We start from the raw sequence: 22,463 nt of genomic DNA, 5'->3' as shown, positions 1-22,463 counted from the left end.
CCAGGCGCCGCTCCTCCTCGGCCGCGCGGGCATTGAGCGCGGCGACGCGGGCATCGGCGGCCGCGGCATCGCCGCGCAGGGCGCCGAGCCGCCGCTGTTCCGCCGCCGCCTCATCACGGAGGGCGGTGAGCCGGCGGTCGGCCTCGGCCACCTGCATCCGGCGCTGCTCGACCATGGCCTGGGACTGGCCGGCCTCGCCCTGCACGGCGGCGAGGCGGCGGCTCTCCTCCTCCAGCCGGCGGGAGAGCGTCGCGGCTTCCTGCTCGGCCGCGCTGCGCCCCTGCTGCGCGCTGCCGAGGTCCCGGCGCGCGGCCGCGAGGCGGCGCTCGATGGCGGTCAGGTCGCCCCGCGCGCGGCGCTCGGCCTCGAGGGTGCGTTCCAGTTCGCCCACGCGGGTCGTGAGTTCCTGCCCGCGCGCCTCGGAGGCCGCGAGGTTGCGCTCAAGCCCCTGCACCCGCTCGGTGCGCTCGACCGTCAGGCCGCAGGCCGGCAGCAGGGTGACCGGCACGAGCAAGGCCAGCGTCGCGAGGGCGCGGGGTCGCGTCATGGCTGCGGGCCTCTCCTTTGTCCGGTCCCGGGCGGGTGCCGATTCGTTCCGATGGCTCCCGGCATATAGTGGGGGGGCAGACGGGCCGGGGAGTCCAGCGCGTCGCGGTTGCATTCGCGTGCTGCGGGGGCGTTCAGTCGGGCCCCTGGTCCAGCCCCGCGCGCAGGCTGCCATCCGGGTCGGCGACGAGGCCCTCCCGCAGGAAGAGGTCGATCAGCACCAGGTTGACGTTGAACTTGACGCTGTCCGACGTCCGCACCGCCTCCAGCACGCGCGCGGCGGGCCAGAGCTCGAAGCGCTCCACCTCGTCGTCGCCCGGGCGCGGCGTGACGCCCTCGGGGATATCGAGGTCGTAGCAGTGCAGCACGTCGCGCCGGAGCCCCTCCCCGTTCGCCATGACATAGGAAACGCGGCCCACGGGGCGCGCCGCGGCGGCGAGCGCGGCGGGCAGGCAGGCTTCCTCCTCCGCTTCCTTGATGAGCGTCTCCTCCGGGCTCAGCCCGGTGGAGATGCCGCCGGCGACGATGTTGTCGAGCTGGCCGGGCGCCACCGCCTTGTCGCGGGCGCGGATCCCGACCCAGAGGTGCAGCCCGTCCGCCCGCCGCACGATGCCGTTCACGTGGACGCCCTGGGACATGATGCCGAAGGCCGGCAGCGCGCCTCGGTCGATGGTGGCAAGGACGGGGCCGGCGCTCGTCTCCCGCACATCGAAGGCCTCGCCCCGGATGCGCAGGAACTTCCCGGCGGCCAGCGCGGGCAGCGCCTGGGCCAGCGCCTCGCTGCGCATCCCCGGGCTGCGCAGCCGGGTGGCGAGGGCCACGCCGTCGCGGTCGAAGTGAAAGTCCCGCGGCCGGAATGTCAGCGCCTGGGCGAGCTCGGGGGAGACCCAGCCGACCTGTGCGCCACCGATCCGGAAGGTGATCAGCCCGGCGGGGGAGGCGACATTGTTGCAGGCGGCGACATGGCGCGCGAGGGCGGGGTCGGTCATGCGCGTTCTGTAGCGCGACCGCCACCCCGGCGGCGAGGCCCCGGGGGCTTGCATCCTGCGCCCGGATGGCGCCCATGCGTTACGGGCGCTTCCCCTGGGTGCCCTGCCGCCCCATCTCGCGAGGCCTGATCGGAGTCTCCCGCGTGCCCCCTTCCACCCCCCGCGCCGATGGCGGCCATATGTCCGCCCTGGTCCGCCTCGCCCCCTATCTCTGGCCGAAGGGGGAAGTGGAACTGCGCGTGCGCGTGGTCGCCGCGCTGGTGCTGCTGGCCGCGGCCAAGGCGGCGAACGTCCTGGTGCCGATCATGTACGCCCGCGCGGTGGACGCGCTGGCGCCGAAGGACGGCGTCGGCGCGATGCTGACCGTGCCGGTGGCGCTGCTGGTCGGCTACGGGCTGCTGCGGGTGATGGCCTCTGCCTTCGGGGAATTGCGCAACGCCGTCTTCGCCAAGGTGCAGGCGCGCGCCGGGCGGCGCGTGGCGCTGAAGGTCTTCGAACACATGCATGCGCTGTCCATGCGCTTCCACATGGACCGCGCCACCGGCGGGCTCTCCCGCGTGATCGAGCGCGGCGTGCGCGGCATCGCCACCTCGCTGAACTTCCTGCTGTTCAACATCATCCCGACCATCGTCGAGATCCTCTTCGTCGCGGCGATCCTGTGGTGGATCTTCGCCGCGTCCTTCGCGCTGACCATGCTCGGCACCATCGTCGCCTATGTCGGCTTCACGCTGGCCTTCACCAACTGGCGCCTGACCTTCCGCCGGCAGATGAACCAGACGGACGAGGAGGCGAACACCAAGGCGGTGGACAGCCTGCTCAACTACGAGACGGTCAAGTATTTCGGCAACGAGACGCACGAGGCGCACCGCTACGAGGACAGCCTCAAGCGCTACGAACGCGCCTATGTCCGGTCCGAGACCACGTTGAACATGCTGAACGCCGGCCAGGCGCTCATCATGGCGGTCGGCCTGACGGTGACGATGCTGCTCGCGGGCTCCGGCATCGCCAATGGCACGATGAGCGTGGGCGACCTGGTGATGGTCAACACCTACCTCATCCAGCTCTACCTGCCTCTGAACATCCTTGGCTTCGCCTATCGCGAGATCAAGCAGGGGCTGACGGACATGGAGCAGATGTTCCGCCTGCTCGAAGTCCCGGCCGAGGTGCAGGACGCCCCGGCTGCGCCGGCGCTGGCGAAGGGCGCGGGCGAGATCCGCTTCGAGGACGTGCATTTCGGCTACCGTCCGGACCGGAAGATCCTCAAGGGCGTCTCCTTCACCGTGGCGCCCGGGCGGATGCTGGCGATCGTCGGCCCGACGGGCGCAGGCAAGTCCACCATTTCCCGCCTGCTCTTCCGCTTCTACGACGCGACCGGCGGGCGCGTGCTGATCGACGGGCAGGACGTGCGCGACGTGACGCAGGCGAGCCTGCGCGCGGCGATCGGCGTGGTGCCGCAGGACACGGTGCTGTTCAACGACACCATCCGCTACAACATCGCCTATGGCCGGCCCGGCGCGACGGATGCCGAGGTCGAGGAGGCCGCCCGCCACGCCCAGGTGCATGACTTCGTCCTGCGCCTGCCGGAAGGCTACGCGACGCGCGTGGGCGAGCGCGGCCTCAAGCTGTCCGGCGGCGAGAAGCAGCGCGTCGCCATCGCACGCACCATCCTCAAGGACCCGCGCATCCTGATCCTGGACGAGGCCACCAGCGCGCTCGACACCCGCACGGAACAGGAAATCCAGGCCGCGCTGCGCGACGTCTCGCGCAACCGCACCACCCTCGTGATCGCCCACCGCCTGTCCACTGTGGTCGAGGCGGACGAGATCATCGTGCTTCAGGATGGCCGCATCGCGGAACGCGGCACCCATGCCTCCCTGATCGCCGCCGACGGCCTCTATGCCGAGATGTGGGATCGCCAGGCCCAGGCGGTCGCCGCCGCCGAGGCGGCCGCCCGCGCCCAGGCCGAGGCCGACCTCGACCGCCCGCGCAGCCGCGCCGCCGAGGCGCTGGCCTGATCCCGACTCCGGGGGGCTTCCGCCGCGCCGCGGCCCGCCCCATCTGCCCCAACGAACAAGGAGAACGCCGCATGCAGCACGACCCCGCCGGGATGGCCCCGGAGGACCTGAGCCACGCCGGCTCGGTCGTGGACAAGGCGATCGAGTACATGATCGACCAGAACATCGCGCCCATCTCGATTGCCTCCGCCCTGCTCGGCGGCGCGCTCGGCCTGCTGGCGCGCACCATGGACGACCGGGCGGTCGCCGGCGTGCTGCGCAACGCCCTCGCCTCGGTCGAGAGCGGCGAGTTGCAGGAAGCCCGCCGCGCCCCGCCGCCCGGCTCGGCGCAGATGTGACCGCGGGCCCTGCCGGCCGGACTTGACGTTCCGACGCGGCTGGGCCAAACACCGCGCCTTCCTGGCTTCCACCCGCGCACGGGTTTTGTCCGCGCGCCTTCATCATTATCGGGATTTTCGCCATGGCCCGCCGCTGCGGCATCACCGGCAAGGGCGTCCTGACGGGCAACAACGTCAGCCACGCCAACAACAAGACCCGCCGGCGCTTCCTGCCCAACCTGCAGGAGACCTCCTTCTGGTCCGACGTGCTCGGCACGCAGATCAAGATCCGCCTGTCCACCAACGGCATCCGCACGGTGGAGCACAATGGCGGGCTCGACTCCTTCCTGCTCGGCACGCCCGACCGCAAGCTGGCCGACGAGGCCCGCGTGCTGAAGCGCCGCATCGAGCGCGCCCAGGCCAAGAAGGCGGCCTGACGCCTTTACTCCCTCGAGGGTAAGAAGAAGGGGCGGCACCCGGCGGGTGGCCGCCCTTTTCGTTGCCCGGCGCCTCGGCGGAGCGGGTTCCACGCACCCCGGCGCACGGCAGCCCGCCCGCTCACCTGTTCTCGCGGGCATCTTCGCCTGGTCAGGTGATGCCGCAGGATCGGGGGGCCCTGCCGCGCGGCGACAGCCCTATTCTGCCCGCTGAGGCACCGGCAGGGCATTGGCATCCCGCGGCATGGCAAGGCCCTGCCCGGGCTGCGGCCCCTGCCCGCGCGGCGCCGTCCCGGGCTGCGCCGGGAAGCCCCCGGCATTCGAGACCACGGTCCGCACGCCGCCCGCCGCCTCGGTCGCCGCGGCGAAGGCCACGTCACCCCAGAACCGCTCGAGCACGCCCTGCGGCACCTCGTTGAGTTGCAGCACGCGGCCCAGGTCCTCCCCATCCTGGCGGGAGACGGTCCACAGCAGTTCCACCCGCTGGGTGCGAGTCTGCGGCTGCGGCACCACGTTCACGTGGCCGGTCACGGCGAAGCGGGCGCCCTCGGCGACTTCCTGCACCACCATGCCGTTCTGGCCGAGCGCCTCCCGCAGCCGGGCGGTCAGCGCCTGGTTGCCGTCCCCGGGAGCGCCGCGCACGGCGGGAACATAGATGCGCGGCGGGCCCGTCACAGCGAGCGCCGCCGGGTCCATGCCCTTGCTCGCCGCCTCGGCACGCACCAGCAGGTCCGCGATGCGCGGCGCGGCGTCTCGCGCGGCGCGGCGAAGCACCTCGGGGTTGCCCTCCGACCAATCCCGCGCGGGGATGCTGGTGCCGTTCACCTCCCCCTGCGGGCGGCCATCCGGGTCGCTCAGCAGGTAGCGCGGCACGACCGAACTACCCTGGAGGCGAGCCTCGATCGCCAGGCGCCAGTCGAGCGGCAGGGGGGTGTTCTCGACCGCAGCAGGCACTTCGGCCGTGAGCAGGGCGGTGGACAGCGCCTCGGCGAAGGCGAGCGACGCACCGCCTGCCAGCAGCGCGCCGCCCGGATCGGGAATGGCCAGGCGATAGGCTGGCGGAGCCGCGAGCGCCCCGGCCTGGCCGCCGGGATTGCCGCGGAAGGGCTGGGGCAGGTCGCCGCAGGCCGGCAGGAGCACGGCGAGGAACAGCACGGCGAGCCGGAGCAGGGGCGGCATGGTGGGGATTACCTTCTGGAACGGCCAGGGGGCGCCGCCCCCTGGACCCCCGCCGGGGGCATGCGTGCCCCCGGACCCGCGGACACCGGAGCGCAGGGCACGGGGCGGATCAGACGAAGACGGTGCAGGTCGCAAGAAGCGTGAGAAGCGCCAGCACGCCGAACATGACGACATAGGGCATGGCGTCCTTATCGGGGCTGCGGGGAAGGATGCAACAGGGGGCGCTCAGCCGGTCAGCGCGATCGCGGAGAGTTGGTGGCCGATCGGGCCTCCACCAGCGAGGGTGTTGCGCCGATGGCTGAAGAAATTCACCTCGTCGGCCAGGGTGTCGTGCGGGGTGATCTCCACCACCACGCCGGCGGCAACCAGGCGCGCCCCGCAATAGCCGGCGAGGTCGAACTGCCAGCGGTCCTCACGCGCCCCCTTGGCGAAGAAGCGGGCATCGGCGGGGTCGCGCGCCAGCACGGCATCGCGCAGGTCCGCGGCGACCTCGTAGGAGGGCTGGCGGATGCAGGGGCCGACAGCGGCCACGATTCGCGCGCGGCGGGCGCCGATGGCGAGCATCGCCTCGATGGTCGCCTCCAGCACGCCGGTCACGGCGCCGCGCCAGCCGGCATGGGCTGCGCCGATCACCCCGGCAGCCGGGTCGGCGAAGAGCACCGGCGCGCAATCCGCCGTCACGATGCCGAGGGCCATCCCGGCCCGCCGGGTCACGAGCGCGTCGGCGTGCGGGCGGCGGTCCTCCGGCCAGGGGGTTTCCAGCACCGCCACATCCGGCCCATGCACCTGGGTCAGCCCCGCCAGCGCGGCACCGGGCAGGCCGAGCGCATCGGCCGCGCGGCGCCGGTTCTCGCGCACTGCGTCGGGGTCGTCCTTGCCGGAGAGCGAGCAGTTCAGGGCGGCGAAGGCCCCCCCCGAAACGCCGCCGCGGCGGGTGAAGAAGCCATGCGCCAGGCCGGGCTGCGCGGCGAGGGTCGCGGCGGTGACGGATTCGGCCATCAGGGCTCCTCGAAGCCAGGCAGGGGCGGAAGCCCGGGATGACAGATGCACAGCGCCTTGAACAGCCGCCCCATGTGCTCGGGGGCTGTGAGGCGCTGGGCGGCGGCCAGGTGGCGGGTCGCCCCCCGCAGGTCCATCCGGGCGAGCATCGCCGCGCGGCTGAACAGCCCGAGCCGGCCGAGGAAGACGCCCTGCGGCAGCGGCCCCTGCACCGAGGCCCCCGCCGCCCGCGCGGCGGCGGCGATGGCGGCGAAATCGACATGGGCGGTGATGTCGGCCGCGCCCGGCGGGCCGAGCGGATCTGCCGTCCCGTGCGCTGCCATCGCCTGCAGGCTGTCACCGAAACCGCCTTCGCCCGGCCCGTAGTCGAGGAACAGGCCGACACCGCCCTGCGTCGCAAGCCTTGCGCCGAGGACGGCGGCGATGGCCCGAGCGGGTTCGTTCACCTCCTGCACCGCGCCGTCCTCGGCGTCCTCGGGCAGGGGCGGCGCGTCGATGGCGGGGTGTTCCTCGAAGGCGCCGCCGGCGACGAAGCGTTCCATCCAGGCGCAGCCGCGACGGACGAACTGGCGGATCGGCAGGGCGTCGAGGAATTCGTTGCCGATCACGATGGCCGGACCGGGCGGCAGGGCGGCGATGTCGTCGTGCCAGGCGGCGACGGCGGGACCGAGCCGTGCCGCCTGCGCCTCCCGCAGCCGGGGGGAAATCTCGACCAGGTGCACCCGCAGCGCGGCGCGGAAGGCCGGCGCCATCTCGGCGATCGCGCGGAGGGCGTCGTCCATCAGCGTGCCGCGCCCTGGGCCGAGTTCGGCCACCACCACCGGGTCCGGCCGTCCCATCGCCTCCCACGCGACGGCCGCCCAGAGGCCGAGGCATTCCCCGAAGGCCTGGGTGATTTCCGGCGCGGTGGTGAAGTCGCCGCCGGTGCCGAAGGGCTCGCGCCGCGCGTAGTAGGCCGCCGTGGCGCGGGCCATGAAGCGGTCGAGCCGCTCCGGTGCCTGCGCGGCGTCAGGCATGGCTCTCCTTCGCGCGCGCCATCAGCCAGGCGCCGACCAGGATCATCGGCAGCGACAGCAACTGCCCCATCGTCGCCCCGGCGAAGAGGAAGCCGAGATGCGCGTCGGGCTGGCGGAAGAACTCCCCGACGACCCGCGCCACCCCGTAGCCCGCCAGGAAGGCGCCCGAGAGGAAGCCCGGCCGCGAGCGGATGCGCTCGCTGCGCGCCAGGATCATCAGCACCGTGAACAGCGCGATCCCTTCGAGGAAGGCCTGGTAGAGTTGCGAAGGATGCCGCGGGTCGGGCCCGCCGGTCGGGAAGACCATCGCCCAGGGCACGTCCGGCGCCACGCGGCCCCAGAGCTCCCCGTTGATGAAGTTGGCGCAGCGCCCGAGGAACAGCCCGATCGGCACCACGCAGACCACCCGGTCCGCGAAGGCCACCCAGTCGAGCCCGTTGCGTTTTGCGAACAGGAACATCGCGACGATGACGCCGAGCGCCCCGCCATGGAACGACATGCCGCCGTGCCAGAGGTAGAACGCCTCCCACGGCGCCGTGATGTAGTAGCCCGGCCGGTAGAACAGCACGTATCCGAGCCGCCCGCCGAGGATGATGCCGAGCGTCACCCAGGTGACGAACTCGTCCACCTGTTCCGGCGTCGCGACCTTGGGCGTGCGCTGCACCAGCACGCGCGCCAGCCGCCAGCCGAGCAGGATGCCGGTGATGTAGGCGAGCGCGTACCAGCGGATGGCGAAGGGCCCGATCTCGACCAGCACGGGGTCGATCATCGGGAAGGGAATGGCGAACATCATCAGGCGAAGGGATCCTCGGCGTTCGTCAGCACGTCGCGCACATAGGAGCGCACGCCGTCTTCCAACGTCGTCGGCGGCAGGGTGAAGCCTGCGGCGCGCAGGCGGTCCATCCGTGCCTCGGTGAAGTACTGGTACTTGCCCTTGAGGTCATCCGGCATCGGGACGAAGCGGATATCGGCGTTCCGGCCGAGCGCCTCGTAGATCGCCCGCGTCAGGTCGAGGAAGGTGCGCGCCTGCCCGGAGCCGATGTTGTAGAGGCCCGAGGCCTGCGGGTTCGCCGCCAGCCACAGCATCGCGGCCACGCAGTCCCGCACATGGACGAAGTCGCGCTTCTGCTCCCCGTCGGCGATGCCCTCGCGGTCCGAGGCGAAGAGCGTCGCCGCCTCGCCCTTCATGACCTGGTTGAACTTGTGCAGCACCACCGACGCCATGCGGTCCTTGTGGTGCTCGTTCGGGCCATAGACGTTGAAGAAGCGCAGCCCCGCCCAGTGCGGCGGCCGCTTGTGGCCGAGCGCCAGCATCTGCGCCACGCGCCGGTCGAAGGCCAGCTTCGACCAGCCGTAGAGGTTCAGCGGACGCAGCCGGGCCAGCGCCTCGGGCCGCATGTCGTCCTCGAAGCCGAGGCTGCCGTCGCCATAGGTCGCGGCGGAGGAAGCATAGATGAACGGCACCCCCGCATCCGCGCACCAGTCCCACAGCCGTTGCGGCAGGGCGATGTTGGTCGCCGCGACGAGATCACCGTCCGTCTCGGTCGTGGCGCTGATCGCGCCCATGTGGAACAGCGCCTTCACCGGCGGCTTGCGCGCCAGGAAGGCGTGCAGTTCCTCCGGCGTCACGATGCCCGCGATGTTATGCTTGGCGAGGTTGCGCCATTTCAGGCCCTGGCGCAGGTGGTCCACCACCACCACTTCCTCTCCACGGGCGCAGAGCGCCGCGACCAGGTTGGAGCCGATGAACCCGGCCCCGCCGGTGACGATATGCATGGTCCGGTCGTTCCGCAGCGCGGCCTTTTGGAAGGCGAAGCCCTTGAGGACAGGGCGCTGGCGGTATAGGCCCCGGCAGGACGGCCCGGCAAGCGAACGGGCCCAGTGGAGGACATCATGGCGGGCGAAGGCGGTCGCGGTAAATTCATGGACGACCTGGCCGGCGTGGCCGGGGGTGCCTTCTCGGTCCTGGCGGGCCTGCGCAACGAGGCCGAGGCCATGGCGAAATCCCAGGCGGAGGCCGTGGTCCGCCGCCTGGATCTGGTGAAGCGGGAAGAACTCGACGCAGCCATGGAAGTGGCACGCCGGGCCCGCGAACATGCCGAGGCGCTGGAGACCCGGGTCGCCGCCCTCGAGCACCGGCTTGCCGAACTCGAGGCTGGCGCAGAGTCCTCATCCGAAACCTGAAGACACGTCTGCAACCGCAGCAGGCTTGCGGCGCCATTTCGCGTCTGCGTAGTCTCCCATTCGTATCTGGCCGCCCGATTCGCCCCCCATATCTTGTGGGTGACCCGGGCGGCAACTACCCGGGCAAGGAGGTGCCGCATGTCCGCCTCTCTCCAGTTGGACCGCGAACGTTCCTCGAACCCCCTCGATATCCTCGAACAGATCATCGCCGCCAACGAATGGGCCTTCGAGCGCCGTTCGGACGGGGAGATGGCGGCCGAGGCGCCGGGGAAATGGTGCGACTACGGCCTGCACTTCTCCTGGTCGCACGAGATCAGCGCCATGGCCTTCACCTGCGCCTTCGACATGAAGGTGCCGGCCGAGCGGCGCGAGAAGCTCTACGAACTGCTGGCCCTGGCCAACGACCGGCTCTGGATCGGCCATTTCGGGATCGAGGCCGACGACGGCGTGCCGGTGTTCCGCCACTCGGTGCTGCTGCGGGGCTCGCCGAGCGCAAGCGCCGAAAGCCTCGAGGACATGGTGGATATCGCCATCACCGAGTGCGAACGCTTCTTCCCCGCCTTCCAGTTCGTGCTGTGGGGTGGGAAGTCGCCGGCGGACGCGCTGCAGGCGGCGATGCTGGACTGCGTGGGCGAAGCCTGAAGGGCGGGGGGAGAAGGGAACTTCTCCCCCCGGGACCCCCCTCAACCTTCTTTGGGACCCGGGGGGGGGGGCTGACGGCGAGGGTCAGTGCCCGGCGTGATATCGCGGTGGCGGGCCGTGAAGCGCGGTCCGTTGGCCGCGGTGGCCCGTGCCGCATCTTTGCCCGTCGGCAGTTCCGGTCGGAACGATCGGTCCAGCACCGGATCAGGATGCCGCCGGAGCGGGGTCGTGCCCCGACATCCACGAAGACTTGAACGCTCCGGTCCGAAACCTCGTTCCGCCACATCGGTGCCGAGGCCGCGCCCGCTTTTCCGCGGGGCATGCAAGGCTAGTGAAGCCCGGCAAGGCCCCATGCGCGCCAACTCCGCAACGGACCCGGGGTTGCGATTGCAGCGGAACAAGCCGGATAAACCCATGGTTGTCGTCATGGGAGTTGGCACAGCTTGCGATATGTCCTGGCCGTGCTCGCATTGCTTCTGGCGCTTGGCGGCGCCCGCGCGCAGGACGTGCCGGTCGGCGCCATCCGCTGGGATGACTGGCTGCCGGATTCGCCGGATGTCGCGCTGCTGCGCCTCCCGCAATGGCAGTCGCGCGTCCCCTTCCATGCCGCCCGCGATGCCGGCGGCACCCTTCGCATCAACGGCGCACTGGAGAACGTGCTGGCGGCCGAGAACGCCTATGCGCGCGCCGGCGGGCTCGACTACTTCGTCTTCGGCCTCTACCCCGAAACCGGGTCCTGGGGCCGCGCTCCGGCGCGGCATCTGGGGCTGAACCGCGCCCTCGCCACCTTCCTCCGCCTGCCGGATCGCGGCGGGATGCGCTTCGCGGTCAGCCTGAACCAGTCCTTCCCGCAGGATGACTTCGCCGACGTGGAGGAAACCCTCGCGCAACTCGTGGCGAATCCGGACTACATCCGCGCCCCGGACGGCACGGCGCCGGTCTTCCTGTTCGGGCATGAACCCGAATCCTGGTCGCGCTCCCTCGGCACGGCCGAGCGGTTCCGCGACGCCTTCGCGGCGCTGCGGGAAGCAGTGCACCGGCGCAGCGGCGTCCGCCTCCTCGCCATCTTCCTGCACGCCAATCCGCAACGCGGGGCGGAACTGGCGCGAGCGCTCGGGATGGACATGCTCTCCGCCTATGTCGTGCCGGCCGGCAGCGGTGGCCGCGCCCTGCCCTATGCGGATTGCGTCGGAAGGATGCGCGCGCATTGGCAGGCGCTGGCGGCGACCGGCCTGCCCTTCCTGCCCAACCTGACCACCGGCTGGGACTACCGGCCGCGCATGCAGGCGCGCGGCCAGCGCACCGACGCACCGGCAAGCCCCAACTGGTGCGAGCCGCCGCGCCCCGGTGAACTCGGCGCCACCCTGCGCGGCGCAATGCAGGCTGCGACCTCGGATTTCCGCAGCGTGCTGGTTTATGGGTGGAACGAGTTCACCGAAGGCGGATGGCTCTCCCCCACCTGGGCCGAGGGGACGGCGAGGCTGGCGGAATTCCGCCAGGTGCTCGGCGCCCGCGAGGCGCCGCGCGAGGTGGTGCTCACCTGGCCCGAATATGGCGTGACCGCGCCTGCCTGCGCACTGCGCAGCACGGGGCGGAACCGCGAGGCCACGCTGCGGGCCTGCGGCCGGACCGGCGCCGAACCATGGCCGTGCCCGCCCGGCATGACCGTGCGGGACGATGCCCTGCGGGCGCCGAGCGGCATGGAGGCGCTCTGGCACGACGGCGCCTGGGCCGTGCGGCGCTGTGTTGCGCGCGAAGGATGAGGAGGCGATGCCGATGAATGCCGAGCCCGGCCTGTTCCTCACCTGGCCGCAGCAGAAGGATGCGGTGCTGGCGCATCTCCGCGCCAACCCCGCACCGTTGAAGATCCTGCTCAAGACCAGGAACGACGCGGCGCTGCTGGAACGATGGATCACGCATCACCTGGCCATCGCCGGGCCGGGCAACCTCATCGTCTTCGACAACGGCTCGACAGACCCCGGGGTGCTGGAGATCTACCGCCGCCACCACGCGCAGATCCTGCTGGCCCGGTATGACGGCTTCTTCGACAACCTCCATCGCGTCGCGATGTTCGAGGATCTCTACGCCGCGCTCCAGGCCGGCAAGGGCCGCTTCGTGTTCCTCGACACCGACGAGTTCCTGGTGTGGATGGAGCCCGACGGCACCGTGCTGCGCGATGCCCGCCTGGTGCAGCGCCTGCGGGAGGTGGATGCGCCGGTCCTGCCTGGCACCTGGCTGCACAACCTGCTCGGGTTCGACGACCGCTTCTGGCTGTTGCCCGACGGGCAGGGCTTGGTGGAAGGGCTGACCTGGGGAAAGCCGCTGATCCGCCACGACGTGGCGCTTTCGGGCGTCATCAACCACAATTCGCAGCTGCCGCTGGGGAGCTATCGCGACCGCTTCCGCGCCAATTGCTTCGTGCTCCACCTCAACCGGCTCTCGGCGCAGCAGCGGATCGGGGCAAACCTGAACAAGCTGGTCGCCATGCAGGCGCTGCCGGAAGGCACCACGGCGGCCCAGGCGGCGAGGCTGAACGTCGAGAATTTCCGCGAGGGCAATATCCGGCTCTATCTGCGCGAGGTGCAGCAACTGGTGTCCCGGCCCCAGGTGGCGCCGGACATCGAGTCCCCCCTCCTGCCGAACAGCATGCGCCTGCTGCGCGACGGCGCACTGCGCTTCCAGGCGCCCGCCCAGGAGGAGACGCTGCGGCGGTTTCTCCTGGAGCCGGCCTCCTTCATGGCCCGGGCCTTCGCCGGGCAGGTCGCCGGCGCGGCTTGAGTGCCGGTCGCCGCGGGCGGCCGGCCGGGCATGAAGCGGGCTGGATTCCGGCGCCTCCCCGGCACCGGCCTGCCCGGAGCCTCCGGGCAGGCAGCGATGGCGGCCCCTGCCTGCCCGGCCTTGCGGCCCGCCCCGGCCAGCGCCACGGTGCGCCCATGACGAGCACCCTTCCCGACCTCCTCCTCATCGGCTGCGGCAAGATGGGGGGCGCGATGCTCTCCGGCTGGCTCGAACGCGGCCTCTCCCGCGCCGTGGTGGTCGAGCCCTTCCCCCAGGCCGCCGCCGCCTTCGCCGGCCGCGCCAGCATCGTCCCCGACGCCGCCGCCATCCCGGCCGATTTCCGTCCCGCCGCCGTGGTGCTGGCGATCAAGCCGCAGGAGGCGCCGGCCACCCTGCCCGCCTATGCCCGCTTCGCCACCGGGGAGACGCTCTTCGTCTCCATCATGGCGGGGCGGTCCGTCGCCTCGATGCGTGCCGCATTGGGCGAAGGGGCCGCCGTGGTCCGCGCCATGCCCAACACGCCCGCCGCGGTCCGGCAGGGCTTCACGGCGGCCTTCGCCGCGCCGGGCGTGACCGAGGCGCAAAGGAGCCTCGCCGACGCGCTGCTGCAGGCGGTGGGCGAGGTCGCCTGGGTGGCCGAGGAGGACCAGATCAACCCCGTCACCGCCGTTTCCGGCGGCGGACCGGCCTATGTCTTCCTGCTCGCGGAAGTGATGGAAAAGGCCGCGATCGAGCAGGGCCTGCCGCCCGACCTCGCCCGGCGCATGGCGCGCGCGACGGTGGCGGGCTCGGGCGCGCTGCTCGCCGCCAGCACGCAGGATGCGGCGGAGTTGCGCCGCGCCGTCACCAGCCCCAAGGGCACGACGGAGCGCGCGCTGAACGTGCTCATGGCCGCCGACGCTTGGCCTGAACTCATGTCGAAGGCGATCCAGGCCGCCACCGATCGCGCGCGCGAACTGGCGGGCTGAGCCCTTCCGCCCCTATCGTGCCACCATGATCGAGACCGACGACGACGCCCTGATCGCCGCCCTCTGGCGGGTGGTGGCCGCGCATGGCTGGGCCGGCCTGACCATGGGGCGGCTCGCCGCCGAGGCGGGCATGCCGGCGGCGGACCTGCGCGCCCGCTTCGCCACCAGGCTCGACCTCCTGCTGCTGCACGGGCGGACCATGGACCGCGCCGTGCTGGCGGGCACCGTGCCTGGCCAGGGCGGCGCCGCGCGGGACCGCATCTTCGACGTGCTGATGCGCCGGCTCGACGCCATGCAGCCGCACCGGACGGGCATCCTGCGCCTGTTGCGGGACCTGCCGCGGGACCCGGGCCTCGCCGCGCTGCTCGCGCCGCATGTCGGCGTGTCGATGCGCTGGATGCTCGACGCGGCGGAGATCGAAGGCGAGGGCTGCCGGCGCGAGGCCTTCGCGCTGGGGCTGGCCGGGGTGTGGCTCGCCACCGTGCGCGCCTGGACGGCGGACGGGACGGAGGATCTCGGCCCCACCATGGCGGCGCTGGACCGGGCGCTCGACCGCGCCGAGCAACTGGGCCGAACGCTGCGCCTGCTGCCCGCCGAGGCCCCCGGGCCGGAGGCGATCCCGGTCGCCGACTGAATGCGCGCGTGAATCCTTCGCGCGTCACGCAGCATTCCTATTACATCGCGACACGGTTGCTCTACGCTGGATCACCATCAGAAGGAGCAGGCGCATGTCAGACCGTTTCGGCTTCAAGCCCGACATGGACGTCTTCAAGATGTTCGCGGACTTCAAGATGCCGGCCATGCCCGCCATGCCGGACATGGACGCGCTCGCGGCGGCGCAGCGGAAGAACATCGAGGCCTTCTCGGCGGCCAACCGCGTGGCGCTCGAGGGCGCGCAGGCGGTCGCTCGCCGGCATATGGAGATCCTGCAGCAATCGGTCGCCGAGATGACCGAGGCGATGAAGGCCCTCTCCGCCGCCGACGCCCCGCAGGACAAGGCGGCGAGGCAGGCCGAGCTGGCGAAGTCCACCTACGAGAGGGCGGTCGCCAACCTGCATGAGCTGGCCGACCTGATCCAGCGCTCGAACAGCGAGGCGGTCGGCCTGCTCAACAAGCGCTTCGCCGAGGCGATGGACGAGGTGAAGGGCCTGGTGGCCAAGCACGGCGGCGGCTGAGAGCGGTTTCCGTTCGCCCGGGCCCACGGGCACCGCTCCAGGTCCTCCTTCCTGCGAGCCTCTTCACCCGATCAGGTGATTCCACCTGATCGGGATTCGTTCCAGTGTCCTGATTCCGAAATCCTGCGGACTTCGTTCCCAGGGCACCAGCCTTTGTTTTCAGTGACCTGCTTGTTCGCTGCGTTCGCTGGAAATCCAGCGAACTTCGCGGGCAGCACACTAGCGCGGTTTCCGTTCGCCTCGGCTCACGAACACCGCTCCAGGCCTTTGTTCTTGCGAGCATCTTCACTCGATCAGGTGAGTCCACCTGATCGGGATCTGCTCTAGCGGGACGGCGGCACGCCGGTCCCGCGGCCGATGAACCTCCCCTGCGCGTCGTAGCGGCGCCAGTCGTCGCCGCTGCGCTCGATACGACCCTGGCTGCGGCCGGAGGAATCGTAGATCCGCGCCGTGTCGCCGCGCCATTCGGTACGGCCGGTCGAACGGCCGGAGGAATCGTAGTGGCGCAGCGTGTCGCCGCGCTGCTCCGTCCGCCCCGCCGACCGGCCGCCGGAATCGTAGTGGCGGGTGGTGTCGCCGCGCGTCTCGGACCGGCCGACCAGGCGGCCCGAGGAATCGTATTGGCGCTGGGTGCCGGAGCCTTCCGTCCGCCCGGCCGTGCGGCCGCCCGAATCATACTGCCGCCCCGTCTGGGCCACGGCGGGCAGCGCCGCTATGGCGAGGATCATCGTCAGGAGCGCAGAAATACGCATCGTTCGGCTCGTGTTGCGGCGCGCAGCGTGGCGCTGACCTGCGGCGAGGGTATGGCAGGCAGATTTACACATCTCCGTCACGTTGCTACGAACCGCCCGCCCCCCGACCCCGCCCCCGCCCGCGCACCGGCGCCCGGAGCCCCTCGGCCATGAAGATCGTCGCCTGTAACAGCAACCGGCCGCTCGCCGAGGCCGTCGCCGCCGCCTGCGGCATCCCGCTGACCAACGCCTCCGTCCGCCGCTTCGCGGACATGGAGGTGTTCGTGGAGATCCACGAGAACGTCCGCGGCGAAGACGTGTTCGTGGTGCAGTCCACGAGCTACCCGGCCAATGACAACCTGCTGGAGCTGCTGATCACGCTCGATGCGCTGAAGCGTGGGTCCGCGCGGCGCATCACCGCGGTGATCCCGTATTTCGGCTATGCCCGGCAGGACCGTAAGTCCGGCCCCCGCACGCCGATCAGCGCCAAGCTGGTGGCCAACCTGATCACCACCGCCGGCGCCGACCGCGTGCTGACGATGGATCTGCACGCGGCGCAGATCCAGGGCTTCTTCGACATCCCGGTGGACAACCTCTTTGCCGCACCGCTCTTCGCGCGCGACATCCAGGACCGCTACGAAGGGCGAGAGCTGATGATCGTCTCCCCCGACGTCGGCGGCGTGGTGCGCGCGCGCGCCATCGCCGCGCGGCTCGGCGTCGATCTCGCCATCATCGACAAGCGGCGCCCCCGCGCCGGCGTGTCCGAAGTGATGAACGTGATCGGCGAGGTCGAGGGCCGCCACTGCCTGCTGGTGGACGACATCGTCGATTCCGGCGGCACGCTCTGCAACGCCGCCGAGGCGCTGCTGAACAACGGCGCCAAGTCGGCCGGCGTCTATGTGACGCACGGCGTCTTCTCGGGCGGTGCGGTGGCGCGCATCGGCGCCGCGCCGATCGAGATGATGACCGTCACCGATTCGATCCAGGCGACCGAGGCGGTGCGCGTGTCGCGCAACATCCGCCAGCTCACCATCGCGCCGCTGCTCGCCGAGGCGATGAAGCGGATCAGCGAGGAATCCTCCGTCTCCTCCCTGTTCAACTGAGGCGGCGATGGCCGGCGACGCCGCTTCGCGGATCGTCGGTCTCTATCGCCGGCACGCCCGCGCCTGGGCGCGGGATCGCGGCGATCGCCTGGTCGTCGAGCGCGGCTGGCTCGATCGCTTCACGGCATTGCTGCCGCAACGCGCGGAGATCCTCGACATCGGCTGCGGCTCGGGCGCGCCTGTCGCCGCCGCGCTGATCGCGCAGGGCCACACCGTGACCGGCGTGGATTCGGCCCCCGAGATGATCGCCATGTGCCGGGAACGCTTTCCGGACGGGGACTGGCGCGTGGCCGACATGCGCGGCCTCTCGCTCGGCCGCGCCTTCGCCGGCATGCTGGCCTGGGACAGCTTCTTCCACCTGGACCACGACGACCAGCGGGGCATGTTCCCGGTCTTCCGCGACCACGCCGGGCCCGGGGCGGTGCTGATGTTCACCAGCGGCCCCGCGCATGGCGTCGCGATCGGATCCTACGGCGGCGAGCCGCTCCACCACGCGAGCCTCGATCCGGCGGAATACCGGGCGCTGCTCGACGCGAACGGCTTCGAGGTCGTGGCGCATGCGGCCGATGACCCGGACTGCGGCGGCCACACGGTGTGGCTGGCGCGGCGGCGCGCGGAGCGACCCTGGAGCAGATCCCAATCAGGTGGACTCACCTTGATCGGGTGAAGATGCTCGCAAGAACAAAGGCCTGGAGCGGTGTCCGTGAGCCGAGGCGAACGGAAACCGTCCTGGTGTCCTGATTCCGAAATCCTGCGGACTTCATTCTCAGGCCACCAGCCTTAGTTTTCAGTGGCCTGCTTGTTTGCTTCGTTCGCTGGAAATCCAGCGAACGAAGCGGGCAGGACACTAGGCTTCGCGCCGGGATTCCCCGCCCCCGCCTTGCCCCGCCATATGGCGCAGCACGTCCATGAACACGGCGAAGCGGTCCGCTCCGACCTCCGCAGCCCATTGCGCCTGGCGCGCGCGCAGATGGGTGTGGATCGCCTCCCCGACCTTCCATCCGCGCTCGGTCAGATGGACCAGGCGCCGTTCGCCGTCCTCCGGCGCACGGCGCTCGAGGTAGCCGAGCGCCTCCATCTGCGCGAGCAGGTGGTTCGCCGCCTGCCGTGACATGCCAAGCCGTCGCGCGAGTTCGGACGGGCGGATGCCGTCGGGCGGCGGGTAGGAGAAGACGGCGTAATGCGCCTCCTGCAGGTCGGTGAAGCCGGCGGCGCGGATGGCGTCGTTGATCTCGGCGCGGGCGCGCTGCAGCGCGAGCCGCAGGAGGGCCCCGAAGAATGGCGGGCCCTCCGCGTCACCGGCCGGCGCCACCTCGTCGGAACGTTTCGGCATTGACGTCACCGTAAAATCTCTTTACTAAACGCGTTTGTAAAATGACTTTACGAAGGGAGGACGACAATGGAAAGCGCGAATGACCGGGTCGTCAGGATCGGCGGCATGACGCTCCGCTTCCGGGTGGACGAGACGCAGGGCGCGGGCGACCTCGTGATGTTCGAGTTCGAGGTTCTTCCCAAGGCGCGCGTCCCGCTCGCGCACTTCCACCGCGACGTGGACGAGGCGGTCTATGGCCTCGAAGGCACCATGACCACGACGGTGGACGGCACGCGGCATGAGGTCGGGCCGGGCGACGTCGTCTTCATCCCGCGTGGCGCGGTGCACCTGCACGAGAACCTGCACGAGGCCACCGCCCGCGCCCTGGTCGTGCTGACCCCCGGCACCATCGGCCGCCGCTACTTCGAGGAAATCGCTGCCGAGGCCGGCGCGCCAAGCGGGCCGAATCCGGCCCGGATGAAGGACATCATGACCCGCCACGGGCTGATCCCCGCCTGATACGCATGGCGTCCTCGCCGGGCGTATCAGCAAGCGGGGCTGGCGGGGCCGCCGCGTGCGAAACCAAAGGGATTCGGTCAGCAGCGACCTTCGACCGCAAGCGGCGGATCGCTGCCACGCGAATGACCGGCCACCGCCTTGCCAAGCCCCGCGGCCCGACCGATCTTGCCGCCGGGCCGCCGTCCGGCGGCAGGATGGCAAGGACCTCGCCGCATGAAGCTCTACTACTCTCCGGGCGCCTGCTCGGTCGGCATCCATGTGCTGCTCGAGGAGATCGGCGCGCCCTACCAGGCGCAACTCGTGAACCTGAAGGAAGGCGCGCAGCACAAGCCCGAATTCACCGGCGTGAACCCCAAGTCGAAGGTGCCGACGCTGGAGCGCGAGGACGGCTCCATCCTGACCGAATACCCCGCCATCGCATTCTGGCTGGCCTCCCGCTTCCCGACCGCGCGGCTGATGCCGTCCGGCATGGAGGCGCAGGCGCGCGCGCTGGAACTGACCGATTACTGCGTCGCCACGCTGCACATGCAGGGCTTCTCCCGCATGTTCCGCCCGGTGAACTTCGCCCCCAGCGAGGCGGACCACGAGGCGGTGAAGAAGCGCGGCGAGGAGATCTTCGCCAAGGGCCTCGGCCTGTTGGACAAGGCGCTGAACGGCAATGACTACCTCGTCGGCGACTTCTCCTTCGCCGACAGCGCGCTGTTCTATGTCTCCTTCTGGTGGAACGGCCGGCTCGGCAAGGAACTGCCGGCCAATGTCGCCGGCCACTATGCGCGGATGAAGGCGCGCCCCTCCGTGCAGCGCGTGATGGCGGCCGAAGGCCTGGCGTGACGCGCCCCTTCGACATCATCGGCCATCCGGACCCCGGCGAGCGCCGCCCCTTCAGCCGGGCGACGCGCGCGGGGGGCCTCGTCTTCGTCTCGGGCCATTCGGCCCCGCACGACCCGTCCCGCGGCATCCGCCGCGGGGCAACGGCGGCGGAGCAGACGCGCGAGGCGCTGGCCATGGTCGACGGCATCCTGCGCGAGGCCGGCAGCAGCCTCGACCGCGCCGTGCAGGTGACGATGCTGATCACAGACCCGGCCGACTACGATGCGTGCAACGCCGAATACGTGAAGCACTTCCCGAATGGCCTGCCGGCGCGCCATACCGCGCGCTTCGGCGTGCCGACCGAGGCGAAGGTCGCCTTCGCCTGCATCGCCCTCGCAGGAGACGCAGCATGACGAAGCCGATCCTCTGGACCTCCACCCGCACCAGCGGGTCGATCGTGCACCAGATGGCCGCGGCCTCGGGGCTCGACCTCGACATCCGCTTCATCAGCCTGCGCAAGGGCGAGCACAGGACGCCCGAATTCCTCGCCGTCAACCCGAAGGGCGAGGTCGCGGCGATCCAGGTCCCGGATGCCGGCGTGACCATCACCGAGATTCCGGCCATGGCGCTGTGGCTCGCCGAGGCGGCGCCGGAATCCGGCCTGCTGCCGAAGGATCCGCTCGGCCGGGCGAAGGGGATGGAATGGCTGTGCTGGTGCCATTTCCGCATGGCCAACACCTTCACCATCGCCTTCCAGGCGAAGCGCTTCACCGGCGGGGACGAGGCCGCAGCCGCCGCGCTGAAGGCGACCGCCGCGACCCGCGCGCGGGAGGCGCTGGAATTCGCCGAGGCCCAACTGGTGAAGCAGGCCAGCGGCACGGTGCTCGGCACCGCGCAGGTCACGGCGCCCGACATCTTCCTCGCCGCGCTGCTCGCCTTCGGGGGCTTCCTCGGCGTCGCCACCGACGACCTCACGCATCTCAAGGCCCTCGGCGCGAAGGTCGCCGCGGTGCCGGCCATCGCCGCGGCGCTCGCCCGCGAACAGGAGATCGGATGACCGCGACGCTCAACCCCGTCCCCTTCTGGTTCCTCCGCCACGGGGAGACGGACTGGAACGCCGAGGGCCGCAGCCAGGGCCACACGGACATCCCGCTCAACACCGTCGGCCTCGCGCAGGCGCGGCGCGCCGCGATGGCCATGGTGGACCAGGGCATCGTCACCATCGTCGCCTCCCCGCTCACGCGCGCGCTGAAGACGGCGGAGATTGTGGCGGAGGCGCTGGAACTCCCGGTCGCCACCGACCCCGGCCTGATGGAGGTCGCCTTCGGCGAGGAGGAAGGCAAGCCGATGGGCGACTGGTACGACGACTGGATCGCCGGCACCTACACGCCCGCCGGCGCCGAGACTTTCCGCACCCTGCACGACCGCGCCGTGGGTGCCATCAACCGCGCCACCACGTTGCCCGGCCCGGTGCTGGTGGTGGCGCATGGCGCGCTGTTCCGCGCGCTGCGCCTGGCGCTCGGCCATCAGCCCAATGTGCGCACGCCCAACGCCCTGCCCATCCTCTGCACCCCGCCGGCGAGCGGCAGGGTGTGGGAGGTCACGCCGGCGGCGCTGCCCCACCTGCCGGCGTGACCGGCCGGACCATGACGAAGCGCCGGTAGATCGCCCCCAGCGCGATCAGCGCCAGGCCGAGGCCAAGGAAGGACAGCACCCGCCAGAGGCCGACCAGCGCCTCCATGTCCAGCAGGAAGACCTTGAGCGTGGCCAGCGCGATGACGGCGAGCGCGGCGAGGCGGACCTCCTTCCGCCCGCTGCGGATGCCGATCGCCAGCAGCGCGGCGCCGAGCAGCAGCCAGGCGCCGGAATAGGCGTACATCTCGGCCTCCTCGACCGGTGCGGCGCCGAACTTCACCGGGTGGAAACCGCGCCGCACCTCGAGCGTCACCCAGGCGAAGGCGGACACCAGTGTGAAGCCGCCGAGCAGTTGCGCCGCGCCGGGCGGCGTCCGCGTCTCCGGGGCACGCGCGACCGCGAGCGCCGCCAGCAGCGCCGGCAGGCCATAGGCCGGCAGCAGCGCGTTCCACAGGGGCACGGGGCCGATTTCCTCGTTCATGCGCCAGGGATTGGCGACGAGCAGGATGAGCCCGAGCAACACCCCGCCCATCCCTGCCGCGCGCGCGGCCCAGAGCATCGCCTCTCGTCCGCTGCGGCGATGCGCCAGCAGGGCAGCCCAGGCGCAGCCGAGCAAGGCGGTCGCCTGCAACCCGGCCTCCAGGAAGTCCCAGCGCGCCGCGTCCATGACGCCGCCCTGCACCGCGTGGCGGATCTCCAGCAGCACCAGCAGCACGGCGAACAGGGCCGCGCCGCATTCCAGCAGCCGCACCACGATGCCGTCCCGCATGCGCAGGAAGATGCGCGCCGCCCACCAGAAGCAGGCCGCCGGCACGCCATAGGCGAGCAGCAACCCGTTCAGCACCGGCGTCGGGCCCCAGTCGTAGCCGAGCACGAAGCGGTTCAGCACGAGGCGCACCAACACCACCGTCGCGACGGCGAAGGCGACGCGGCGCAGCGCCTCGAGCCCCGTCTGCCGGGCGATCATGGCGAGCGGCGGCAGGAATAGCGCGACCGCCAGCGTCAGCCACTGTTCCCGCAGCACCATGGCGACGCCGAGCGCCAGCGCCGCCGTCGCCCCCGCCGCATGCAACCCGGCGCGGTCGGGCGCGGCCGCGCGCATCGCCCG

27 protein-coding genes are annotated in these 22,463 nt (G+C 71.3%); 17 read left to right on the top strand and 10 right to left on the bottom strand.

Annotated features, from left to right (window positions below; genetic code table 11):
- Together GXW76_RS20465 and GXW76_RS20460 are read right to left on the bottom strand one after the other, a co-directional pair.
- A partial coding sequence (locus GXW76_RS20465; RefSeq protein ID WP_456307115.1) for a hypothetical protein occupies positions 1 to 547 on the bottom strand: 547 nt, incomplete at its 3' end.
- A gap of 133 nt (positions 548 to 680) precedes the next feature.
- Positions 681 to 1,535, bottom strand: coding sequence for an NUDIX hydrolase (locus tag GXW76_RS20460; protein ID WP_211863955.1), 855 nt, complete (start codon positions 1,533 to 1,535; stop codon positions 681 to 683).
- A gap of 179 nt (positions 1,536 to 1,714) precedes the next feature.
- Here GXW76_RS20460 and GXW76_RS20455 point away from each other — a divergent pair, with 179 nt between their 5' ends.
- The 3 genes from GXW76_RS20455 (at position 1,715) to rpmB (ending at position 4,304) form a co-directional block, all read left to right on the top strand.
- Positions 1,715 to 3,550 carry an ABCB family ABC transporter ATP-binding protein/permease gene (locus GXW76_RS20455; RefSeq protein ID WP_211863954.1) on the top strand — a complete coding sequence of 612 codons (1,836 nt, stop codon included), beginning with the start codon at positions 1,715 to 1,717 and terminating at the stop codon, positions 3,548 to 3,550.
- Positions 3,551 to 3,621: 71 nt separating this feature from the next.
- Positions 3,622 to 3,888: a hypothetical protein gene (locus tag GXW76_RS20450; RefSeq protein WP_211863953.1), complete on the top strand. Its 267-nt coding sequence runs from the start codon at positions 3,622 to 3,624 to the stop codon at positions 3,886 to 3,888.
- Between the two features lie 122 nt (positions 3,889 to 4,010).
- On the top strand, positions 4,011 to 4,304 hold the full coding sequence (gene rpmB, locus GXW76_RS20445; RefSeq protein WP_211863952.1) for a 50S ribosomal protein L28: 294 nt from the start codon (positions 4,011 to 4,013) through the stop codon (positions 4,302 to 4,304).
- A gap of 198 nt (positions 4,305 to 4,502) precedes the next feature.
- On the opposite strand, the gene GXW76_RS20440 is transcribed toward rpmB, so the two are convergent.
- The 5 genes from GXW76_RS20440 to rfaD all read right to left on the bottom strand — a co-directional run bounded on the left by GXW76_RS20440 (position 4,503) and on the right by rfaD (position 9,274).
- Complete coding sequence (locus GXW76_RS20440) at positions 4,503 to 5,483, bottom strand: hypothetical protein (protein ID WP_211863951.1); 981 nt, start codon at positions 5,481 to 5,483, stop codon at positions 4,503 to 4,505.
- Positions 5,484 to 5,708: 225 nt separating this feature from the next.
- Positions 5,709 to 6,482 carry a peptidoglycan editing factor PgeF gene (gene pgeF / locus GXW76_RS20435; protein ID WP_211863950.1) on the bottom strand — a complete coding sequence of 258 codons (774 nt, stop codon included), beginning with the start codon at positions 6,480 to 6,482 and terminating at the stop codon, positions 5,709 to 5,711.
- A complete protein-coding gene (locus GXW76_RS20430; protein WP_211863949.1) occupies positions 6,482 to 7,498 on the bottom strand; it encodes a class I SAM-dependent methyltransferase in 1,017 nt (338 codons plus the stop codon). The genes pgeF and GXW76_RS20430 overlap by 1 nt, the downstream gene beginning before the upstream one ends.
- On the bottom strand, positions 7,491 to 8,291 hold the full coding sequence (gene lgt / locus GXW76_RS20425) for a prolipoprotein diacylglyceryl transferase (protein ID WP_211863948.1): 801 nt from the start codon (positions 8,289 to 8,291) through the stop codon (positions 7,491 to 7,493). Before lgt ends, GXW76_RS20430 begins: the two co-directional genes overlap by 8 nt.
- Positions 8,291 to 9,274, bottom strand: a complete 984-nt coding sequence (gene rfaD / locus GXW76_RS20420; protein ID WP_211863947.1) for an ADP-glyceromanno-heptose 6-epimerase — start codon at positions 9,272 to 9,274, stop codon at positions 8,291 to 8,293. The genes lgt and rfaD overlap by 1 nt, the downstream gene beginning before the upstream one ends.
- Positions 9,275 to 9,391: 117 nt before the next feature.
- Here rfaD and GXW76_RS20415 point away from each other — a divergent pair, with 117 nt between their 5' ends.
- The 7 genes from GXW76_RS20415 to GXW76_RS20385 all read left to right on the top strand — a co-directional run bounded on the left by GXW76_RS20415 (position 9,392) and on the right by GXW76_RS20385 (position 15,245).
- Positions 9,392 to 9,682 carry an accessory factor UbiK family protein gene (locus GXW76_RS20415; protein ID WP_211863946.1) on the top strand — a complete coding sequence of 97 codons (291 nt, stop codon included), beginning with the start codon at positions 9,392 to 9,394 and terminating at the stop codon, positions 9,680 to 9,682.
- A 138-nt stretch (positions 9,683 to 9,820) separates the two neighbouring features.
- Positions 9,821 to 10,324: a type III secretion system chaperone family protein gene (locus GXW76_RS20410; RefSeq protein ID WP_211863945.1), complete on the top strand. Its 504-nt coding sequence runs from the start codon at positions 9,821 to 9,823 to the stop codon at positions 10,322 to 10,324.
- Between the two features lie 443 nt (positions 10,325 to 10,767).
- A complete protein-coding gene (locus GXW76_RS20405) occupies positions 10,768 to 12,087 on the top strand; it encodes a glycoside hydrolase family 71/99 protein (protein WP_211863944.1) in 1,320 nt (439 codons plus the stop codon).
- A 7-nt stretch (positions 12,088 to 12,094) separates the two neighbouring features.
- The gene (locus GXW76_RS20400; RefSeq protein WP_246514561.1) at positions 12,095 to 13,102 is read left to right on the top strand and encodes a glycosyltransferase family 2 protein; all 1,008 of its coding nucleotides are present in this window, start codon (positions 12,095 to 12,097) and stop codon (positions 13,100 to 13,102) included.
- A 155-nt stretch (positions 13,103 to 13,257) separates the two neighbouring features.
- On the top strand, positions 13,258 to 14,070 hold the full coding sequence (proC, locus tag GXW76_RS20395) for a pyrroline-5-carboxylate reductase (RefSeq protein WP_211863943.1): 813 nt from the start codon (positions 13,258 to 13,260) through the stop codon (positions 14,068 to 14,070).
- Positions 14,071 to 14,095: 25 nt separating this feature from the next.
- Positions 14,096 to 14,704 (top strand): TetR family transcriptional regulator, encoded by a 609-nt coding sequence (locus GXW76_RS20390; RefSeq protein ID WP_211863942.1) that lies wholly within the window; start codon positions 14,096 to 14,098, stop codon positions 14,702 to 14,704.
- A gap of 94 nt (positions 14,705 to 14,798) precedes the next feature.
- Positions 14,799 to 15,245, top strand: coding sequence for a phasin family protein (locus tag GXW76_RS20385; protein WP_211863941.1), 447 nt, complete (start codon positions 14,799 to 14,801; stop codon positions 15,243 to 15,245).
- 323 nt (positions 15,246 to 15,568) lie between these two features.
- Here GXW76_RS20385 and GXW76_RS20380 read toward each other — a convergent pair whose 3' ends face one another.
- Positions 15,569 to 15,997, bottom strand: coding sequence for a type IV secretion protein Rhs (locus GXW76_RS20380; RefSeq protein WP_211863940.1), 429 nt, complete (start codon positions 15,995 to 15,997; stop codon positions 15,569 to 15,571).
- Positions 15,998 to 16,146: 149 nt separating this feature from the next.
- Here GXW76_RS20380 and GXW76_RS20375 point away from each other — a divergent pair, with 149 nt between their 5' ends.
- Positions 16,147 to 17,079, top strand: a complete 933-nt coding sequence (locus GXW76_RS20375) for a ribose-phosphate pyrophosphokinase (RefSeq protein WP_211863939.1) — start codon at positions 16,147 to 16,149, stop codon at positions 17,077 to 17,079.
- A 7-nt stretch (positions 17,080 to 17,086) separates the two neighbouring features.
- Positions 17,087 to 17,746: a class I SAM-dependent methyltransferase gene (locus GXW76_RS20370; protein WP_211863938.1), complete on the top strand. Its 660-nt coding sequence runs from the start codon at positions 17,087 to 17,089 to the stop codon at positions 17,744 to 17,746.
- Between the two features lie 180 nt (positions 17,747 to 17,926).
- On the opposite strand, the gene GXW76_RS20365 is transcribed toward GXW76_RS20370, so the two are convergent.
- Entirely contained in the window at positions 17,927 to 18,412 is a 486-nt protein-coding gene (locus tag GXW76_RS20365) for a MarR family winged helix-turn-helix transcriptional regulator (protein WP_211863937.1), read from the bottom strand.
- 105 nt (positions 18,413 to 18,517) lie between these two features.
- Between GXW76_RS20365 and GXW76_RS20360 the strand changes: the two genes are divergently transcribed.
- The 5 genes from GXW76_RS20360 to GXW76_RS20340 all read left to right on the top strand — a co-directional run bounded on the left by GXW76_RS20360 (position 18,518) and on the right by GXW76_RS20340 (position 21,355).
- The gene (locus GXW76_RS20360) at positions 18,518 to 18,910 is read left to right on the top strand and encodes a cupin domain-containing protein (RefSeq protein WP_211863936.1); all 393 of its coding nucleotides are present in this window, start codon (positions 18,518 to 18,520) and stop codon (positions 18,908 to 18,910) included.
- Between the two features lie 213 nt (positions 18,911 to 19,123).
- Positions 19,124 to 19,741: a glutathione S-transferase family protein gene (locus GXW76_RS20355; protein ID WP_211863935.1), complete on the top strand. Its 618-nt coding sequence runs from the start codon at positions 19,124 to 19,126 to the stop codon at positions 19,739 to 19,741.
- On the top strand, positions 19,738 to 20,133 hold the full coding sequence (locus GXW76_RS20350) for a RidA family protein (protein ID WP_211863934.1): 396 nt from the start codon (positions 19,738 to 19,740) through the stop codon (positions 20,131 to 20,133). The genes GXW76_RS20355 and GXW76_RS20350 overlap by 4 nt, the downstream gene beginning before the upstream one ends.
- Complete coding sequence (locus GXW76_RS20345; protein WP_211863933.1) at positions 20,130 to 20,777, top strand: glutathione S-transferase family protein; 648 nt, start codon at positions 20,130 to 20,132, stop codon at positions 20,775 to 20,777. Before GXW76_RS20350 ends, GXW76_RS20345 begins: the two co-directional genes overlap by 4 nt.
- Entirely contained in the window at positions 20,774 to 21,355 is a 582-nt protein-coding gene (locus GXW76_RS20340) for a histidine phosphatase family protein (RefSeq protein WP_211863932.1), read from the top strand. The genes GXW76_RS20345 and GXW76_RS20340 overlap by 4 nt, the downstream gene beginning before the upstream one ends.
- Here GXW76_RS20340 and GXW76_RS20335 read toward each other — a convergent pair.
- Positions 21,321 to 22,463, bottom strand: a 1,143-nt coding sequence (locus GXW76_RS20335; protein WP_211863931.1) for a DUF2339 domain-containing protein, incomplete at its 5' end; no start/stop codon positions are given. The two genes, GXW76_RS20340 and GXW76_RS20335, sit on opposite strands and share 35 nt — an antisense overlap.

This window comes from Neoroseomonas soli (genome assembly GCF_018129065.1).
Taxonomy (GTDB): Bacteria; Pseudomonadota; Alphaproteobacteria; order Acetobacterales; family Acetobacteraceae; genus Neoroseomonas; species Neoroseomonas soli.
Note: the sequence above shows the minus strand (reverse complement) of the source record. Positions and strands in the feature narration are given on the sequence as shown.

Bases quoted from the DNA above. Each gene is read 5' to 3' on its own strand.
- GXW76_RS20385 (WP_211863941.1), top strand. From the start codon at position 14,799: ATGTCAGACCGTTTCGGCTTCAAGCCCGACATGGACGTCTTCAAGATG.
- rpmB (WP_211863952.1), top strand. From the start codon at position 4,011: ATGGCCCGCCGCTGCGGCATCACCGGCAAGGGCGTCCTGACGGGCAAC.
- GXW76_RS20370 (WP_211863938.1), top strand. From the start codon at position 17,087: ATGGCCGGCGACGCCGCTTCGCGGATCGTCGGTCTCTATCGCCGGCAC.
- GXW76_RS20440 (WP_211863951.1), bottom strand. From the start codon at position 5,483: ATGCCGCCCCTGCTCCGGCTCGCCGTGCTGTTCCTCGCCGTGCTCCTG.
- GXW76_RS20380 (WP_211863940.1), bottom strand. From the start codon at position 15,997: ATGCGTATTTCTGCGCTCCTGACGATGATCCTCGCCATAGCGGCGCTG.
- GXW76_RS20450 (WP_211863953.1), top strand. From the start codon at position 3,622: ATGCAGCACGACCCCGCCGGGATGGCCCCGGAGGACCTGAGCCACGCC.
- GXW76_RS20360 (WP_211863936.1), top strand. From the start codon at position 18,518: ATGACGCTCCGCTTCCGGGTGGACGAGACGCAGGGCGCGGGCGACCTC.
- proC (WP_211863943.1), top strand. From the start codon at position 13,258: ATGACGAGCACCCTTCCCGACCTCCTCCTCATCGGCTGCGGCAAGATG.
- GXW76_RS20365 (WP_211863937.1), bottom strand. From the start codon at position 18,412: ATGCCGAAACGTTCCGACGAGGTGGCGCCGGCCGGTGACGCGGAGGGC.
- GXW76_RS20390 (WP_211863942.1), top strand. From the start codon at position 14,096: ATGATCGAGACCGACGACGACGCCCTGATCGCCGCCCTCTGGCGGGTG.
- GXW76_RS20430 (WP_211863949.1), bottom strand. From the start codon at position 7,498: ATGCCTGACGCCGCGCAGGCACCGGAGCGGCTCGACCGCTTCATGGCC.
- GXW76_RS20375 (WP_211863939.1), top strand. From the start codon at position 16,147: ATGAAGATCGTCGCCTGTAACAGCAACCGGCCGCTCGCCGAGGCCGTC.
- rfaD (WP_211863947.1), bottom strand. From the start codon at position 9,274: ATGCATATCGTCACCGGCGGGGCCGGGTTCATCGGCTCCAACCTGGTC.
- GXW76_RS20455 (WP_211863954.1), top strand. From the start codon at position 1,715: ATGTCCGCCCTGGTCCGCCTCGCCCCCTATCTCTGGCCGAAGGGGGAA.
- GXW76_RS20400 (WP_246514561.1), top strand. From the start codon at position 12,095: ATGCCGATGAATGCCGAGCCCGGCCTGTTCCTCACCTGGCCGCAGCAG.
- GXW76_RS20355 (WP_211863935.1), top strand. From the start codon at position 19,124: ATGAAGCTCTACTACTCTCCGGGCGCCTGCTCGGTCGGCATCCATGTG.
- GXW76_RS20415 (WP_211863946.1), top strand. From the start codon at position 9,392: ATGGCGGGCGAAGGCGGTCGCGGTAAATTCATGGACGACCTGGCCGGC.
- GXW76_RS20460 (WP_211863955.1), bottom strand. From the start codon at position 1,535: ATGACCGACCCCGCCCTCGCGCGCCATGTCGCCGCCTGCAACAATGTC.
- lgt (WP_211863948.1), bottom strand. From the start codon at position 8,291: ATGATGTTCGCCATTCCCTTCCCGATGATCGACCCCGTGCTGGTCGAG.
- pgeF (WP_211863950.1), bottom strand. From the start codon at position 6,482: ATGGCCGAATCCGTCACCGCCGCGACCCTCGCCGCGCAGCCCGGCCTG.
- GXW76_RS20410 (WP_211863945.1), top strand. From the start codon at position 9,821: ATGTCCGCCTCTCTCCAGTTGGACCGCGAACGTTCCTCGAACCCCCTC.
- GXW76_RS20345 (WP_211863933.1), top strand. From the start codon at position 20,130: ATGACGAAGCCGATCCTCTGGACCTCCACCCGCACCAGCGGGTCGATC.
- GXW76_RS20340 (WP_211863932.1), top strand. From the start codon at position 20,774: ATGACCGCGACGCTCAACCCCGTCCCCTTCTGGTTCCTCCGCCACGGG.